This is a genomic window from Thermobacillus sp., assembly GCF_003390775.1.
GTDB lineage: Bacteria > Bacillota > Bacilli > Paenibacillales > Paenibacillaceae > Thermobacillus > Thermobacillus xylanilyticus.
Genome location: NZ_QEWA01000034.1, coordinates 93616 through 110674, shown reverse-complemented (window position 1 = coordinate 110674; position 17059 = coordinate 93616). Strand labels below are relative to the sequence as shown.

The 17059-nt window shown below is 57.8% G+C and carries 13 protein-coding genes and 1 riboswitch; of the genes, 9 read left to right on the top strand and 4 right to left on the bottom strand.

Features of this window, described 5'->3' with window-relative positions; translation table 11 throughout:
• Positions 1-125 precede the first annotated feature (125 nt).
• Both C6W55_RS07625 and C6W55_RS07620 read left to right on the top strand, forming a co-directional pair.
• A complete protein-coding gene (locus C6W55_RS07625) occupies positions 126-3917 on the top strand; it encodes a hypothetical protein (RefSeq protein ID WP_286892178.1) in 3792 nt (1263 codons plus the stop codon).
• A 74-nt stretch (positions 3918-3991) separates the two neighbouring features.
• A complete protein-coding gene (locus C6W55_RS07620; protein WP_286892177.1) occupies positions 3992-4654 on the top strand; it encodes a hypothetical protein in 663 nt (220 codons plus the stop codon).
• Here the strand turns inward: C6W55_RS07620 and C6W55_RS07615 are convergent.
• The 3 genes from C6W55_RS07615 to C6W55_RS07605 form a co-directional block, all read right to left on the bottom strand.
• The gene (locus C6W55_RS07615) at positions 4641-4826 is read right to left on the bottom strand and encodes a hypothetical protein (protein WP_286892176.1); all 186 of its coding nucleotides are present in this window, start codon (positions 4824-4826) and stop codon (positions 4641-4643) included. The two genes, C6W55_RS07620 and C6W55_RS07615, sit on opposite strands and share 14 nt — an antisense overlap.
• Before the next feature lie 10 nt (positions 4827-4836).
• Positions 4837-5805, bottom strand: a complete 969-nt coding sequence (locus C6W55_RS07610) for a hypothetical protein (protein WP_286892175.1) — start codon at positions 5803-5805, stop codon at positions 4837-4839.
• 148 nt (positions 5806-5953) lie between these two features.
• Complete coding sequence (locus C6W55_RS07605) at positions 5954-6397, bottom strand: NUDIX domain-containing protein (protein ID WP_286892174.1); 444 nt, start codon at positions 6395-6397, stop codon at positions 5954-5956.
• Positions 6398-6552: 155 nt separating this feature from the next.
• On the opposite strand from C6W55_RS07605, the gene C6W55_RS07600 reads away from it, so the two are divergent.
• Positions 6553-6729 (top strand): hypothetical protein, encoded by a 177-nt coding sequence (locus tag C6W55_RS07600; RefSeq protein WP_286892173.1) that lies wholly within the window; start codon positions 6553-6555, stop codon positions 6727-6729.
• 143 nt (positions 6730-6872) lie between these two features.
• On the opposite strand, the gene C6W55_RS07595 is transcribed toward C6W55_RS07600, so the two are convergent.
• Positions 6873-7616 (bottom strand): class I SAM-dependent methyltransferase, encoded by a 744-nt coding sequence (locus tag C6W55_RS07595; protein WP_286892171.1) that lies wholly within the window; start codon positions 7614-7616, stop codon positions 6873-6875.
• A gap of 455 nt (positions 7617-8071) precedes the next feature.
• On the opposite strand from C6W55_RS07595, the gene C6W55_RS07590 reads away from it, so the two are divergent.
• From C6W55_RS07590 to C6W55_RS07565, 6 genes are all read left to right on the top strand, one after another.
• Positions 8072-8497, top strand: coding sequence for a MarR family winged helix-turn-helix transcriptional regulator (locus C6W55_RS07590; RefSeq protein ID WP_286892169.1), 426 nt, complete (start codon positions 8072-8074; stop codon positions 8495-8497).
• Between the two features lie 30 nt (positions 8498-8527).
• Positions 8528-10312, top strand: coding sequence for an ABC transporter ATP-binding protein (locus C6W55_RS07585; RefSeq protein WP_286892167.1), 1785 nt, complete (start codon positions 8528-8530; stop codon positions 10310-10312).
• The gene (locus C6W55_RS07580) at positions 10296-12149 is read left to right on the top strand and encodes an ABC transporter ATP-binding protein (RefSeq protein ID WP_483316353.1); all 1854 of its coding nucleotides are present in this window, start codon (positions 10296-10298) and stop codon (positions 12147-12149) included. The genes C6W55_RS07585 and C6W55_RS07580 overlap by 17 nt, the downstream gene beginning before the upstream one ends.
• Positions 12150-12516: 367 nt before the next feature.
• Positions 12517-12609, top strand: a riboswitch (cyclic di-GMP riboswitch).
• A 134-nt stretch (positions 12610-12743) separates the two neighbouring features.
• On the top strand, positions 12744-14885 hold the full coding sequence (locus C6W55_RS07575; RefSeq protein WP_286892166.1) for a chemotaxis protein CheA: 2142 nt from the start codon (positions 12744-12746) through the stop codon (positions 14883-14885).
• Complete coding sequence (locus tag C6W55_RS07570; protein WP_286892165.1) at positions 14851-15342, top strand: chemotaxis protein CheW; 492 nt, start codon at positions 14851-14853, stop codon at positions 15340-15342. The genes C6W55_RS07575 and C6W55_RS07570 overlap by 35 nt, the downstream gene beginning before the upstream one ends.
• Before the next feature lie 22 nt (positions 15343-15364).
• A complete protein-coding gene (locus C6W55_RS07565; protein WP_286892164.1) occupies positions 15365-17053 on the top strand; it encodes a methyl-accepting chemotaxis protein in 1689 nt (562 codons plus the stop codon).
• Positions 17054-17059: the final 6 nt, after the last annotated feature.

The following is a 17059-nucleotide window of genomic DNA, read 5'->3' as shown; positions in this document are numbered from 1 at the left end:
TCCAGGGCATGGCGATGTCCCGGAAGTGTTTATCTTGCACAGAACTTTGGTCGCATTGTTGCGAGGGTTCCGGCATGATGATTTTTTTGTAATCCACACCACCAAAAACGAGACCGGGCGCTGTGATGGCCGCCGGCAACATTGCCGACGACTTCGCAAGTCCGACGAACGTCCGGATGACGTTCAAGAAGAATGTCTTCAGCGTGGACTTGCGGGATGCGGCTTACTATCCCTACGATGAGTCCTTCTATGCCGCTGGCGACGGAGGGACGATGCTGGTCTCGGATGATGGCGTGGATTGGCAAGAGGTCACCAATGCCGACATCGCGGCGAGCGAGAACGTCATGTTTAAGGACATGTACAGCACGAATGACCTGATTGCGGTTGTCGGGGTCGACGAGAATACCGGCAGCAACTATGTGTTCCTGAAGCATGAAGGCGACGCGTTTGAACGGATTGAGCTGACGACGAGCGCAGTCCCTTACAGCCACCAGGTTAAGGCCGTTGCGATTTCGGACAGAACGATCTTTGTTACGACCGACACGCCGATCTATTATTACTCCTATGACGCCGGGGCAACCTGGGGCAGCGACGTCATCCACTCCGAAAGCACGGGTTCGAGCGCCATCGGGGTGGACGGGGACGGCAACATGGTCGTGTTCAACAACGGGCCCAGCAGTGTGTATGTGAGAGGCTTTGCATATGACCCTGGCGCGGGAAGCTGGAACAAAATGAATGTCAGCTCCGGCAGGTACGTGAGCAGCGAAGCCAAAGGGGTTTACCGCGAGGGCAGCAAATGGGTCGCTTACTACGGCAATGACAGCGCTGGCCAGATGTTGGAGTATACGGGCACGGCTTTCGAAACGACAACAACGGGCTACATAATTGAATCCGTATTTGTCGACGGCTCGTCTCCCAAGATCATGGTCGGCTGGACGAAGACGGCCGGAGCCGAGCAAATGATCATTCGCTCCGCGGACGATCCGGCAACCAATCCGCTGTATGAGCTGGGGAACGCCAACAAGGAAGCCTTCGTCGACTATGGACGATTGTACGGTGTTGCCGGCGGCGAAACGGACGGCAGCATGGTCTATGTTGCGGTCGGCTCGGGCGGCACGATCCTGAGAAGCACGGACGGCGCGGTTTTCGAACATGTGGAACAAGTTGTCGATACGAGCGCGGGCAGCAAGGTGAAACATATCGCATCCGGCAAGAACGGACATGCCGCCGTGATCACCGAAGACAATCGCCTCTATTATTCGATTGACGGCGGCCAAACCTGGACGTTCAAGCCCCAGGTCGGCATCGCGGGCGAAGTCGGCGGCATGCTGTTCTACGACGATAACGGCGATGATGTGCTCTACATCCTGACGAACGATCTGACCATGAACCTGGCGTATGCCCAGAAGGTGGAGTTCCCGGATGATTACGCGGGAGCCGTTATCCTGAACCCCTTCAGAGGAAAGGGCATCTCGACGAACCAATACGGCGCGGTGTTCTACGGCAACGACCCCTCGCCGACTGCTTACAATGCCGTGAAAATTTACAGCTACAAGTCGTCGGGACCGGGATCGCACAATGAATTCAACATTGTCCCGTCTTCGTTCAACGCGGCGTCTGTCAGGGGCGACTTCCAGCTCCTGCTGGATATTGAGGCGGACGGATCGGAGAAATACGCGTTCATCTCGAACAACCTTTACCTTGTATCGATGAACGATATCACCGATCTCAACAATCGTGCTTACAAAATCTACGACGTAAACGTAAACGGCAGCCTTGGAACCGACTACCATCCCTACATCGCATTGGCGGAAGGCAACGAACGTCAAGTCCTGATGAATGCCGGCGGTGAAGTGCGTGTATTCCGCGACGTTATCAAAGGTTCCGGCTACCAGTACCGGGATGAGCTGATCTACACGGGCAAGGTCAAGGGCGATTTGGCCGGCGCTCAGAGCGAAGTTGAGAAAGTGGTCTTCGCTAGCGGGGTTTTCGTCGCGCTGACCGGGGACGGCAATGTCTACACCTCGTACGACGGCATCCACTGGACCCTCAGGCTGGTCGTGTCCTGGCCGGATATCGCGGATATGTCCGCGACGGGGAACAGCCTGCTGTTCCTGAGGCAAACGGGGGACATCCAGAAGGTCAGGCTGTCCTATGATCCGTACGCCGCGGGCACGGTGGTCAAGTATCCGGAAATGATCGTCCACAAGCCGGATCGACCGACCGAAACGAGCGGATGGTTTGTTGATCTGGAGCCGGGTCAAAAAATCGTCCAGGTGGACCTGAACCAGGACGTTGATCCGACGGTTGTCGATGTCGGCATCGAATGGTATATCAAAGCATCGGACGACAGCACGTGGGCGCCGATTGCAGATATGACAGACGAATATGAGCTCGATCTGGCGGATCTCGATGCGGGACTCCATGATATCCGCGTAGAAGTGACCTACCGCGATGCGAGCAAAACGGATCAGCCGGAGAATACCCGGGTCGAAGCGTTCCGTTACGGCATCCGGAAGTCCATCGTGGATGTAACCGCCACGTACTCGGCTACGGAGTTCGAGATAGAAGAAGGCGGGCCGGCTTATCCGATCACCGTGACGATCAAGAATACGGGAGAAAAGCCGATCAACGGACTTTCGATCACAGCGAGCGACACGAGCATTCTCAATGTCGTCTCGAACTTCCCGTCGACCCTGAATGTGAACAGCGAGGTCACGGCGTATATCCAGCCGAAGTCTGGGCTTGCGAAAGGCACCCATACCGCGGTCGTCATGATCAGCGATACAGACGGAAAAATCTCGAAGTACCAGATCATCACGGTCAATGTAGCGAACGATCAACTGGATGCCAGTGTCGACAAGACCAGTCTGACGCTGCCGCACAATGCCGGGTTCCAAGACGCAAAGGTTGAGTTGACGCTGGAGAATACCGGCAACCGTACGCTGTATCCATCTGTCACCCTGTCTGACAATGCGAACTTTGAATTGTCCGGCGTTCCGGCAACCCTTCTGCCGGGAGTGAGCGTAACAGCGTACATTATTCCGACTGTCCGGCTGCAGCCTGACACGGTCTATCATTACACCGTCACGGTGAACTCCGATGCGGGAACGTTCACCGAAGATATCTCGATCGAAGTGGAAGCCGAACCGCAGTATGATTTGAAACTTGTCGAGCAGCGAAACGATGTGAAGCTCGCGGAAGGCTACACAAATGCGTCCGACGGCGAACTGCGCTTCTTGATCGAAAATTATTATGACCAATCCAATAAATCAATCGGTGATATCTCTCCCTTTTTCTACACCAGCACTTCATGGACAGCCGGGGATAGTTTGACTTATTATTCAACCGTTTATGGTCAAAAAGAATGGTGGTTCAAAGTAACGGGACAAAACAGAAGCGTCGATATTGAAACTGTTCCTTATGGTCCGGAGACAGACACGTATCTTGAACTTTACGATGCCAATTTAAGACTGCTTAGGTATGATGATGACAGCGGCGGTGGCAATTATTCGCGAATTAGTTCATATTATATGGGAAGCGGAACTTACTATATCAAGGTTCGAAGCTACAATGGTACCAGTCCGGTTTATTGCGGCATTTATCTTTCCGCGGCAACTCCGCAAACGATTACGACGCTCGGTTATCCCAATGGCGGAACTTCATACAATTACTTTATTACGGGTGATGGCCGGCCAACAAGCTTTGAAACTTTGCCTTACGGTACATTAACTGACACGGTGTTGGAGTTATACAATTCAAACGGTCAATTGATAGCATCTGATGATGACTATGGGACAGGAGCTTATTCTCTTATCTCCAAAGTTGTGCTGAACCCCGGTCAAGTCTATCGATTGCACGTTCGGAACTATTACGTGAACAGCCCTGTTTATTGTCAGGTTATTATGATAAGATAACGGGGAGGGAACATGCCAAGTATTTTTGGTATGTTCCCTTTTTCCACAAGTTTTAACGAGAGATGGGAATGTTCATGAATAATACTTTGAAAGCGGCATTGATTGTTTTGATAATGGCAATGGCAATGATTTCCGCCTGCGGTCAGAAAAGAGCCGGGGAGATCGCCATGGACCGGCCGGATTATGACAAGGAAACGCCTTCGACGGCCCAAGAACCGCCGGTAAACGTTGAGGAGTCTCCAACGAAAGCGGATGAATCGCTGGCAACGCAACCGCCGTTTGTTGTGCCCGAAGGATATCAAATGGTGGAGGCGAACGCATTTACAGTTGCCGTTCCGGTCGACTGGCGTATTGAGAAGGGTTATTTCCAAGACTTTTTCTATTTCCTGCTGAACGACAAGAAAATCGGGGAGACCGAGATACTGGGTTGGTTCGATGCCGAAACATGGAAAGATTTTAAACCCAATCATTCGGAGCAGACGGATTTTCGGCAACGCGATGATTTGTTGGCAATTCAGAACGGAGAAGTCCATCTTTACAGCATCCGGTTGATTCATACGAAACCGGCCGCGGAACTGGACCCGGATTGGCGGTACGACGAAACACGCTGGTATGTGACGGTTAAGGAAAGCGGCCTCTCATACGGCTTTCTTTTCAGCAGCGAGGATGTAGCGGAAAGTGTAATGGAAACCATCCTGTCGTCTTTTCGGCTGAACGGAGCAATCAACGGGTTTTAATCTTTCGCATTACGGCCAACGCGCCGGAGATCCAGGGTTCGGTCAGCGGGTTCGCAATGGCGTGCTCGGCGATTCTGACGCCGATCCTGTTCGTGCCGATTGATTGGTGGCGGTTGTAGAAAGCGCCGGGCGAATGCCCGACGCTGTTTGATTTGATTACCACCGCCGGCACGCGGTCCGGATTACTCCACTTTCGTCATGCCGGTCAGCGCTTCTTTCCAGGGATATACGGTCCCTTCCCCCGGACCTTCGGGTTGGCCGGCCTTGACTTCAAAGTCAAGCGAGAAACGATCGAGCTCGGCGCGCTCGTCTTTTTTGATCCAATTCCTTTCATCCGAGAGAAAAACCTGAGCAGTATAATCATCATCACCGGACTTTCGGTAGAGACGCAGATTGCCCTTGATTTCTAAAACGGCATCCGCCGGCGTAAACGATTCGTCCGCGGGGATGTCCCCGTTGGGCTTCAGCGACACCGTGGCCGTTATATCCGTTATGGCGATTTGGGGGATGAATCTCCCGTCCATGTAATCGCCCAATGCGCCCACAGCGCCGGACAAATTCAGGTCGGGGATCGTCACTTCGATCCGTTGGCGGTTGTCGAACGCGTAGCCGACCCAGGTGCCCGGAAGCTTCGCGAACACTTCCGCCGCCAGCTTCTTGTAATCGTCGGGCAGCGGTTCATAGAATTCAGCCGATCCGCCGCCGTCCGGATTTTCAGCCTGATTCCCGTCCCCGGCGTCTTTGTCCGAAGACCCCTTCCGGCCCGCGCCGCCTTCCCTTGCGAACGTCACAATCACTTCTCCATAATCCCACTCCATCCGATCCCCGTTGATCACGTAATCGACCATCGTGTCCGGCGCGCCGTTTCCCGTACGCATCCGGAGCTTGCCTTTTTCCGGGAAATCGTATTCGATGCTGATGCCGTTCGCATGGGCGAGGCCTTTCTTCATGAACTCGATGGCGGAACCGATCGGGAAATTGACTTTGACGGACTGTTCGCGTATCCGCTGTTGAAAATAATTGCTTGTCTGTACTTTGTCCCGCACTTCCACAATGACCCAGCGGCCCAAAATTTCGTTGTTGCCGGATTTGGAGCAGGCGGCAATGACCGTTGCGGCAAGCAGCAAAATCAGCACAGCGATTTTTTTCAAGATGATTCCTCCGAATGAATGATTTCGATAGAAGGGTGTTAATGTGTAGCGTATTCAATCCTGCCTGCCGTGACAAGGTTTTTCCATGTCATAATTGGATGGAACAGGATAATCTGGAAGCGAAGTCGGCACTGGGAGAGATGCGTTTTTATTTCACGATGACCTTGCCGGTCCGCCGGTACGCCTTCAAATCCTCGATCGTCTCGATGTAGAGCGCAGGGACGTCCTCCGGCAGATCGTCCGGATCGAAGAACGCGGCATCGACGGTTTCGGGCGTCTGGCGGACAAGTTCGCCCGACCTCCGGGTCACGGCGAAGACGAACGCGAGCATCTGAGAGTCGCAGCCCCACGACCGGTAGGAGTACCGCTCCGGATCGGAATAGACCGCGACGAGCTCCGCCTCCTCGACTTCGAGACCGGTCTCTTCCCGCATCTCCCGATTCAGGGCGTCCAGCACCGACTCGTCCAGCTCCATCGCGCCGGCGGGCATGACCCAGCGCCCGTTGTCCGCCCGCCGGACGAGCAGCACGTTTCCTTCCCCATCCAAAATGATCCCCCTGCACGCCACGTTGATCAGCTTCGCGTCGCCCATCGCCTGCCGAGGTACGATTCATGCCAGCTCAATTGGCCCATCGTCGCAACCTCCTTTTTCCGGAACGGACCGGAAGCTTGCTTTGTATATCATCTGTCGGAGGTCGCGCGCCATCATGGATCAATCGTCCGTTATTCGACTTAAGCCGACCGTGGGTGGGGGAGTCGAACCAGCGGTATCATTTTCTGACGGATCGGTATGTTCATCTGAAGAATCGGCTGCACGAGATTCCGAACCGGCTTGAAGTGCGGCTTGCGCCCGACGGGCGGGTGCTCGTGAACGGTCTGGCGATGGTCGATGATCTGGAGAGCCTGTTCCGGAATTTGCTGTAGACGCAAGGTTTGAAGGCGAATGGTCAAGGGGCTTGTGTTCCGGTCGATTCGTATATAGAGAAACGGTCCGTTGACGTTACGGTTGCCGAACAAGACGAAGGATACCCGATGGCCGGGTATCCTTCTTTCTCATTTTCGCGCGGTCACGGTTTCCGGGCCGTGAGGATGAAGCGCTCCATGTTCGTCCGGATGCCTTTTTCCGTCCGGTTCTCCCGGATGAACCGCTCAAGGATCTCGAAATGCTCTTCCTTCTGCCCGAAGTCGTGCAGGGTGGGCGTATGCTTCAACAGAAAAATGAGATCCGCCGGCGACTGATAGTACTCGATGATGGTGAACTCGATCACATCAATGTCGCGGAAACCCGCTTCCTTCAATTCACGGACGTACCGGTCCCGCAAAGCGCCGGGCTTTCCGATCTTCCTGCCGAACGCCTGCTTGATGTTCAGCTTGTCGCCCTCGCTGACCTGCTGCGTCAGGAACCGGCCGCCCGGGACGAGCACCCGTGCGGCTTCTTTGGCGTCGAACTCCGACTGCCTGCACGAGACGACATGGAAGAAACCTTCGGGGAATTCCAGCCGCTCCGCCTCCATCTTGAGAAAGCGGACATTCGGCGCGCCGCTCGCGGCGGCGTTTCGGAGCGCCGCCTCCACCATTTCGGCATCCTGGTCGATGCCGACGAGCAGCAGCACGTCATTCGCCAGCGGCAGCACCTTCTCCCCTCCGCCGGTGCCGATGTCGAGCAGCAGGTCCGTTTTCCTGCACGTCTTCCGGACTTCCTCGTAGAAATCCGGGCCGCGGCCCTCCGTCACGCAGTTTACGCGGCTGAAATCCCATCCGCTCAGCTCGCCGATCTGCTCGTAAAGCGCTTTGTAATCTGACGCATTCATGTTCGTTTCTCCTTCCGTTGGGAAAACGTCATGCGATTCCCGCCATCCGACGTTCAAACCCTCACATCTCCAAAAGGGCAGACTTCTCCCTTGGCGGCCGGCACGCGTGTTGACCCGGCCCGGGAGACTAAATAGTTCGGACCATGCGGAACGACATCCGTTTCACCCCGTCGGAAAGAGATCGCCTCCATTATAGGAAGCGGAATGTCGGTTTTTCAAGGCATCGAGCCCGGCGAAAGGAGGGAAAGTTTGATTTTAGCGAATTTTGGCTGCGGACGATCGACAGTTTATTGCTTGGGCAATAATCTGTCAGGGGTCAACCTTCCGCGCGGAAGATGATATTGACCGCTTCCGCTCCCGAGTTGACCTCCGGCCGCCGCCGGCGGTACAATAGCTTATACTAAAAGCTTTTATTGTAAGATATTTATGCCTGCGCGCGGGGAGGAGGACCGTTCATGGATTATCGCCGGCTGGTCGAAGAGTTGTTCGAGTCCATGCGCCGCTCGAGGCGTCCCCCGTTTCCCGAGGAGCCGAGGGGCATCACCCACGGCGAACTGGGCATTCTGATGTATCTGACGCACCGTCGGGACGGCGTCTCGGCGGGCGAGCTCAGCCGGTGGCTGCGGATTACGACCGGCCGCGTGGCCGCCGCTCTGAAGAGCCTGGAGCGCAAGCGATTCATCGAGCGGAGGCGGGATGAGGCCGACAGGCGGCGGGTGCTCGTGCACGTGACCGAAGAAGGCAGAGCTTTCGCGCTCGGCCGGCATGAAGAGGCGAAGCGCGGCATGGAACGGCTGCTGCGCAGGCTGGGGGAGCGCGACGCTCGGGAATTCGTCCGCATCCTCAAGCGGATTCATGAGATGGCACCCGAGGAAGATTGAAATGGACACGCTGACGAAGGGGAGGATGCGATGCTCAGGATATTCAGGTATCTGCGCCGGACGGAATGGCTTTATCTCGCGATCGCGGTCGTCTTCATCGTGGCGTCGGTGTGGCTGGATCTGAAGCTGCCCGGCTACATGTCGAAGGTCACCGTGCTCGTCCAGTCCGAAGGCTCCAACATGGGCGAGATCGTGCTGAACGGCGCGTACATGCTGCTGTGCGCGATCGGCGGCATGGCGTGCGCGATGGTGGTCGGCTATTTCGCGGCGAGGGTGGCGGCCGGCCTGTCCATGCGCCTCAGGAGCGCGCTGTTCGACAAGACGATGTCGTTCTCCATGTCGGAGGTCAACCGATTCTCGATCGCGAGCCTCATCACCCGGACGACCAACGACATCAACCAGGTGCAGATCCTGATCGCGATGGGGCTGCAGGTGCTGGTGCGGGCGCCGATCATGGCCGTCTGGGCCGTGGTCAAAATTTCCGGCAAGAACTGGGAGTGGACGGCGGCGACCGGCGTGGCGGTACTGGTGCTGGTCATCATGTTGGCCGCAGTAACCTCGGTCACGCTGCCCCGGTTCCGGAAGATTCAGGCGCTCACCGACAACCTGAACCGCGTGACGCGCGAGAATCTGACGGGCATCCGCGTTGTGCGCGCCTATAACGCGGAGAGCTACCAGACGGGGAAGTTCGAGAAGGCGAACGAAGATCTGACGAACGTCAACCTGACCGCGTTCCGTACGCTGGCCATCATGTTCCCGGGAATGGGCTTCATCATGTCGGGCATGTCGCTGTCCATCTACTGGATCGGCGCCTACGTAATCCAGGCGGCCCGGATGGAGGATCGGATCTTCCTGTTCTCCGACATGGTCGTGTTCTCGTCCTACGCGATGCAGGTCATCTTCTCCTTCATGATGCTCAGTATGGTCTTCGTCATGCTGCCACGCGCGGCGGTGGCCGCCAGGCGGATTCTCGAGGTGCTGGACACCGAAGTGAGCATCGAAGACGGCGCCGAGACCGAAGGCAAGCCCGGAGCCGAAGGGGAAATCGAATTCCGGAACGTCAGTTTCAAATACCCGGACGCCGCCGACTATGTGCTCCGCGATATCAGCTTCACCGCCCGCAAGGGAGAGACGGTGGCGTTCATCGGCGCGACGGGCAGCGGCAAGACGACGCTCGTCAACCTGATCCCGCGATTCTACGACGCTACCGAGGGCGAAGTGCTGGTAGCCGGCCGCAACGTCAAGGAATATACGCTCGAAGCGCTGCGCTACCGTATCGGCTACGTGTCGCAACGGGCGGTGTTGTTCAGCGGAACGGTCAGTTCCAACGTGGCGTACGGCCGGAGAGACGGAGTCGGCGATGACGCTCAAGATGAGACGGCTGCCGTAAGACGGGCGATTGAAATCGCGCAAAGCCGGGATTTCGTCGAGAAGATGGAAGGGCAGTATGAAGGCAAGGTCGCGCAGGGCGGCAATAACCTGTCCGGTGGGCAGAAGCAGCGGCTGTCCATCGCGCGGGCCATCTTCCGCAAGCCCGAAATTCTCATCTTCGACGATTCGTTCTCCGCGCTCGACTATCGGACGGACCGCGCGCTCCGCGAAGCGCTCGCGCGGGAGACGAAGGGGACGACCGTGCTCATCGTCGCGCAGCGCATCGGTACGATCCGGAACGCCGACAAGATCATCGTCATCGATGAGGGACGGGTCGTCGGCATCGGTACGCATGACGAATTGATGGAGAACTGCCCGACCTACCAGGAGATCGCCTATTCGCAGCTGTCGAAGGAGGAATTGGCCCATGAGCGGCAGGCGTGAATACAACATCGGCGACAACGACCGGCGGCCGCGCAGGCCCGGAGGACCGCACGGCGGGCCGTTCGGCATGATGCCGGGCGGCAAGCCGAAGGATTTCCGCGGCGCGGTGCGCAAATTGTTCGGTTATATCGGCCAATATCTGCCGGGCATCATCGTCGCGCTCGTCCTCGGGTTCTTCGGCGCCGTATTCAACATCATCGGCCCCGACAAGCTGAGCGAGATCACCGACATCATCGCGGCCGGCATGATGACCGGCATCGACATCGACGCGGTTGCCCGGGTGGGCACCTTCCTCGCGGTGCTGTACGTGCTGTCCCTGCTGTTCAACTACATCCAGGGGTTCATCATGGCGACCGTGACGCAGCGCGTGTCAAGGCGGCTCCGGAGCGACATCTCGCGCAAAATCAACCGCCTGCCGCTGTCTTACTTCAACCGGAACTCCACCGGCGACGTGCTCAGCCGCGTCACGAACGACGTCGATCTGATCGGCCAGATGATGAACAACAGCATCGGCTCGTTCATCAACGCGATCACCACTTTCGTCGGCGCGCTCGTCATGATGTTTTACACGAACTGGATCATGGCGCTCTCGGCCATCCTGTCCACGTTCATCGGCTTCTTCCTCATGTCGCGCATCATGGGCGTGTCGCAGAAGCATTTCGCGGCCGTGCAGCAGCATACCGGCAGGGTGAACGGGTACGTGGAGGAAATGTTCGCCGGCCACACCGTCGTGAAAGCCTACAACGGCGAGCGGGAGGCGCGGCGGAAATTCAACGAGATCAATGAGCAGCTCTACACGAGCGCCTGGAAATCACAGTTTCTGTCCGGCCTGATGATGCCGCTCATGGGCTTCGTCGGCAACTTCGGCTACGTTGTCGTCTGCATCGTCGGCGCGCTGCTCGCCACGAACGGCCACACGAGCTTCGGCACGATCGTCGCGTTCATGGTGTACATCCGGCTCTTCACCAACCCGCTGCAGCAGTTCGCCCAGATCGGCACGAGCCTGCAGTCGGCTGCCGCAGCGGCCGAGCGTGTATTCGAGTTCCTCGGGGAAGAGGAAATGTCGGACGAGAGCGGCAAGACGGCCCGGCTTGACAACGTCCGTGGCGACGTCGAGTTCCGCCATGTGCGCTTCGGTTACGAGGGTACGGACAAGATCGTCATCAAGGATTTCTCCGCGCACGCGAAGGCCGGCCAGAAGATCGCGATCGTCGGACCGACCGGGGCGGGCAAGACGACGCTCGTCAACCTGCTCATGCGCTTCAACGAGATGAACAGCGGCGACATCCTGATCGACGGCGTGTCGATCAAGGATCTGACGCGGGAGAACGTGCACAGCCTGTTCTGCATGGTGCTGCAGGATACGTGGCTGTTCGAGGGGACGATCCGCGAGAACATCGTCTATGCCAAGCAGGGCGTGACCGACGAAGAGGTCGAGCGGGCCTGCCGGGCCGTCGGACTGCATCACTTCATCCGCAGCCTGCCGAACGGCTACGACACCGTGCTGGACGACAAGGTGAATCTGTCCGCGGGACAGAAGCAGCTGATCACGATCGCGCGCGCAATGGTCGAGAATGCGCCGATGCTCATCCTCGACGAAGCGACCAGTTCGGTCGACACGCGCACGGAAGTCCAAATTCAGGAGGCGATGGACAAATTGATGGCCGGTCGCACCTCCTTCGTCATCGCCCACCGGCTGTCCACCATCCGCAACGCCGACCTGATCCTGTTCATGAAGGACGGCGACATCGTCGAGAGCGGGACGCACGAGGAGCTGCTCGCGAAGAACGGCCATTATGCGGAGCTGTACAACAGCCAGTTCGAGCAGGTGTCCTAGAAAAAACATGAAAATCTGCGGAAGAAGAACGCCCCGGCGGCGTTCTTCTTTTTTCTTGTCATCGCGGGATGCGGGCGCCTTGCCGTCGAAGGGCTGTGCGCGTTTTACCAGACCGAAGCAAACATCGGAAACAAAGACCCGTGAACGGATAACGGAAGGTACGGTCATGAAAGCGGATTGTAATTATAGTGCAAAAGCATTATAACGACGCTGTAATACAGATGAATTATGGCATGAAATTTTTACTAATTTGACTTGTAATTTTTTATAATCGTCAGTAAAATAGGTTTTAGAGAATAATAATATTCAGAATATGGGTTTATCACTTCAAATTGTAAATATTTACGCATGGTGGATAATTGAATAGCATGATTAAGGGCAAAACTGTCGAAAGGCAGTGACGCAAAGCCATGGGTCTAAGGTTCAATGTCCGTTGAACTATGATCGCCAGGTTGCCGGCCGTCAGGCCGTAAGTTGCTCGCTTACAGTCATGTTGCACGCTTTTTGGCGTGTTCGCGCGAAGCCCTTGAGTCATGTCCGTGTCTGGAGGGCTTTTTTGCGTTCAGATATTCACTGCACACGGGGAGAGGTAGGATGAGTGACCAGCGCGGGGATCCGATTTTCGAAGCGTATTTGACGGAGGCCACACAGCTTGTCGACCAACTCGAGGAATTGATTCTCGCTTGCGAGCACGACGGCGAGTTCACGGAAGAGGCGATCCACGAAATTTTCCGCATCATGCATACGATCAAGGGTTCCTCTTCCATGATGCAGTACCACAATATCGCCGCCCTTGCGCATGCACTGGAAGATCTTTTCTCGTATTTGCGGGACAACCCTTCCCGGCCGGCGGACTGGTCCGAACTGTCCGACCTGATGCTGGAGGGGGTGGATTTCACCAAGGTGGAGCTGCACAAGCTCCGGAACGGCGAGCCCGCCGACGGGGAGGCCTCGAGCGTGATCGGCAAGGTGGACTGGCTGCTGGAGACGCTCAGCCGCGGGTCTGGCGGTACGGACGGCGGGGCGGAAGCCGGCGCGGAAGGATACGGCGGTCTGCGTCAATACGAGGCCAGGCTGTACTTCACGGACGACTGCGAGATGGCGAACATCCGGGCGTACCAGGCGTTCTTCAAGATCAAGGATTGGCTGACGGATTTTCATCACGTGCCGGAAAATCTGCTGAACGATCCCGAAGCCGACGCCGTGATCCGGGATCACGGTTTCCGGTTGCACATGACGACGGACCGGGACTACAAAGAGCTGTATGTCGAGCTCTCGAGCATCAGCTACCTGAAGGAGCTGGAGTTGCGGGAAATCCCCGCGGAGGAAGGTGCGGACGGGGAGCGGGAAGAGGCGCTTCTTCCGGACGGAAGGGAGCGGGAGCCGGATGCGGAGCAACCGGAAGCGCGTCCGGCATCGGATGAACCCGCGGTCAGGGACGATGGCGGCGCTCCGCAGACCGGCAATACCGCCCGCCAGCCGAACCGGGAAGTCCGCCATCCGGCCGCCGCGCATCAGGGCACGACGATCCATGTGAGCGTGGACAAGCTGGACGAGCTGATGGATCTGGTCGGAGAGCTGGTGATCGCGGAAGCGATGGTCACGCAGAATCCGGAGATCGTCGGGCTGAATCTGGAGCAATTCCAGAAGGCGGCCAGACATCTGCAGAAGATTACGAAGGAAATCCAGGACAAGGTCATGGAGATCCGGATGGTTCCGCTGGCCACCACGTTCCAGCGCATGAACCGCATCGTCCGCGACATGAGCCGCAAGCTCGGGAAGAACGTGACGCTGCGGCTGGTCGGCGAAGAGACGGAAGTGGACAAGAACATCATCGAGCACATCACGGACCCGCTGATGCACCTCGTCCGGAACGCGGTCGACCACGGACTGGAAACCGCCGAAGAGCGCGCGGAGGCGGGCAAGCCGGAGACGGGGGTGATTACGCTCGAGGCGCTGAACAACGGCGGCGAAGTGCTGATTCTGGTGCGGGACGACGGCCGCGGCCTGAACCGGGAGAAGATTCTCCAGAAGGCGAAGGCGGCCGGACTGCTCTACAGGCCGGAAGAGGACATGTCCGACAAGGAAATCTTCCAGTTGATCTTCCTGCCGGGCTTCTCGACCAAGGAGGAGATCACGGAGTACAGCGGCCGGGGCGTCGGCATGGATGTGGTTCAGCAGAACATCGCCGAAGTGGGCGGAACGATCACCGTCGACAGCCGGACCGGCGAAGGCACGGTGTTCACGATCAAGATTCCGCTGACGCTCGCGATCATCGACGGCATGAACGCCCGGGTGGGCGACGCGCTGTACACGATCCCGACGACGGCGATCCGGGAGTCGTTCAAGGCGCAGGCCGGCGACATCATCTCCGATCCCGACGGCAACGAGATGATCATGGTCCGTGGGGAATGCTACCCGATTCTGCGCGTGGACAGGCTATTCCGCGTCGCCGGCGGCAGGCCGAATATCCCGGACGGCGTGCTGATGATGGTGGAGCAGGACGGACGCGGCCTCTGCCTGTTCGTCGATGAGCTGGTCGGCCAGCAGCAGGTGGTCGTCAAGGCGCTGCCCCCGTACATCCGGAAGCTGAACCGGGTGAGGGGCATTTCCGGCTGTACGCTGCTGGGTGACGGAAGCATCAGCCTCATTCTGGACATCCAGGGGCTGTTCAACCTAAAGCATGAAGGAGAGAGTGAACATGTCGGACACCGTGGCGAGCCAGACGGTTCTTGAGGAAGAAGATTCGCAGAAGGACAAGTATCTGACGTTCGTCGTGGACGGAGATGCCTACGGGATCGAGATCCGCCATGTCACGGAGATCATCGGCTTGCAGAAGATTACGCCCGTTCCGGACATGCCCGAATTCGTGCGCGGCATCATCAATCTGCGCGGCAAGATCATTCCGGTCATGGACATGCGGGTGCGATTCAACAAGCCTTTCCGGGAATACATGGAGCGGACGTGCATCATCGTGGTCGACATTCACGACCTGTCGATCGGCCTGATCGTCGACAGCGTTGCCGAGGTCGTCAACATCCCCGCCGCCGCGGTCGCGGCTCCGCCGGATCTGACCCGTCGCGGCAACCGGTTCATCATGGGCATCGGCCAGGCGGCCGGCGAAGTCAAGCTGCTGCTCGATTGCGAGAAATTGCTGACCGACGAAGAGACGGAACAACTGCTCAACAATTGACGGATACGGGAGCGGATGGAACATGAAATGGTTCAACAACCTGAGAATCGCGACGAAACTGATTTCGGCGTTTGTCATTGTCGCTTTGATTGCGGGCGTTCTCGGCGTATTCGGCATCTACAACATGGAGAATGTGGACACGGAATATGCGGCGATGTACGAGGACTACGGCATTTCGCTCGGCAATCTGGGCTCCGCCGGCATGGATTTCAATGCGGGCCGCGTGAAAGTGGCCAACATCCTGCTGGTCGACGACCGGGCGACGAAGGAGCGGCTGGCCGCCGAAATCGAAGAGCTGGACGCCGCGATCAAGCACGATTTCGAGGAATTCCGGGCGTCCATTCGCAAGGAAGAAACGATGCGGCAGTTCGAATCGCTGCTGCAGTCGTTCGAGAACTACAAAACGACGCGAAACCGGGTCATCGAATTGTCGCTGTCCGGCCAGAACGACCAGGCGATCGCCCTCATGACGACGGAAGGTGAGGAAATCGCCAACGCCACCAACTCCGCGATCAATGACATGTTCGAACAACGGAAGACGAACGGCAAAAACCAGGCCGCAGCGCTTGCAGCCCAAACCGACACCACGAAAGTGACCATGATCGTGACCGTCGTCATCCTGTTCATCGTGTCCATCCTGTTCGGGGTCGTGGTCTCGCGCATGATCAGCAAGCCTGTGGGCAAGCTGGTGGAAGCCGCCGACCGGATCGCCGACGGCGATCTGGACGTGAACGTCGACATCGAGAGCAAGGACGAGATCGGACAGCTCGCGGACGCGTTCCGGAAAATGAGCGACAACCTCAACGAGATCATGAGCAACATCCAGACCGCGTCCGACCAGGTCGCCGCCGGCGCGAGACAGATTTCCGAGCTCTCCGTCTCGCTGTCGCAGGGCGCGACCGAGCAGGCCAGCTCCGTGGAGCAGCTTACGGCATCGATCGAGGAGATCTCCTCGCAGACCCAGCAGAACGCGGATTCGTCGAACCAGGCCAACGAGCTGGCCGAAGCCGCCAAGCGGAACGCGCTGAACGGCAACACGCAGATGAAAGAAATGCTGAACGCGATGGACGAGATCAACCTGGCATCCCAGAACATCTCCAAGATCATCAAGGTGATCGACGAGATCGCGTTCCAGACGAACATTCTCGCGCTCAACGCCGCGGTGGAGGCGGCCAGGGCCGGACAGCACGGCAAAGGCTTCGCCGTCGTGGCGGAGGAAGTCCGCAATCTGGCGGCGCGTTCCGCCAACGCGGCGAAGGAGACGACCGAGCTCATCGAAGGCTCGATCCGGAAGGCGGACACCGGTACGAAGATCGCGCAGGAAACCGCGAACGCGCTGCAGCAGATCGTCGACGACGTGTCCAAGGTCGCCGCGCTGGTCGACAGCATCGCGACGGCGTCCAACGAACAGGCGATCGGCATCAACCAGATCAATCAGGGCATCATGCAGGTGTCGCAGGTCGTGCAGCAGACTTCGGCGAACCTCGAGGAAGGTGCCGCGACGAGCGAGGAGCTGTCCGCGCAAGCCAACCTGCTGAACGACCAGGTGAGACGGTTCAAGCTGCGCAGGGTTCATGGCGGATACCCGCAATCCGTGAATGACCGGCAAGCCGCGGCGGTTTCGCAGGACGCCATGCCGGAGCCGGTCGCGAAGGTTCGTCACACGAAGATCGCGCTCAGCGACCATGAGTTCGGCAAATATTCGTCATGAGCGGGG

Bases quoted from the DNA above. Each gene is read 5' to 3' on its own strand.
- C6W55_RS07625 (WP_286892178.1), top strand. From the start codon at position 126: ATGGCCGCCGGCAACATTGCCGACGACTTCGCAAGTCCGACGAACGTC.
- C6W55_RS07620 (WP_286892177.1), top strand. From the start codon at position 3,992: ATGAATAATACTTTGAAAGCGGCATTGATTGTTTTGATAATGGCAATG.
- C6W55_RS07605 (WP_286892174.1), bottom strand. From the start codon at position 6,397: ATGGGCGACGCGAAGCTGATCAACGTGGCGTGCAGGGGGATCATTTTG.
- C6W55_RS07595 (WP_286892171.1), bottom strand. From the start codon at position 7,616: ATGAATGCGTCAGATTACAAAGCGCTTTACGAGCAGATCGGCGAGCTG.
- C6W55_RS07590 (WP_286892169.1), top strand. From the start codon at position 8,072: ATGGATTATCGCCGGCTGGTCGAAGAGTTGTTCGAGTCCATGCGCCGC.
- C6W55_RS07585 (WP_286892167.1), top strand. From the start codon at position 8,528: ATGCTCAGGATATTCAGGTATCTGCGCCGGACGGAATGGCTTTATCTC.
- C6W55_RS07580 (WP_483316353.1), top strand. From the start codon at position 10,296: ATGAGCGGCAGGCGTGAATACAACATCGGCGACAACGACCGGCGGCCG.
- C6W55_RS07575 (WP_286892166.1), top strand. From the start codon at position 12,744: ATGAGTGACCAGCGCGGGGATCCGATTTTCGAAGCGTATTTGACGGAG.
- C6W55_RS07570 (WP_286892165.1), top strand. From the start codon at position 14,851: ATGTCGGACACCGTGGCGAGCCAGACGGTTCTTGAGGAAGAAGATTCG.
- C6W55_RS07565 (WP_286892164.1), top strand. From the start codon at position 15,365: ATGAAATGGTTCAACAACCTGAGAATCGCGACGAAACTGATTTCGGCG.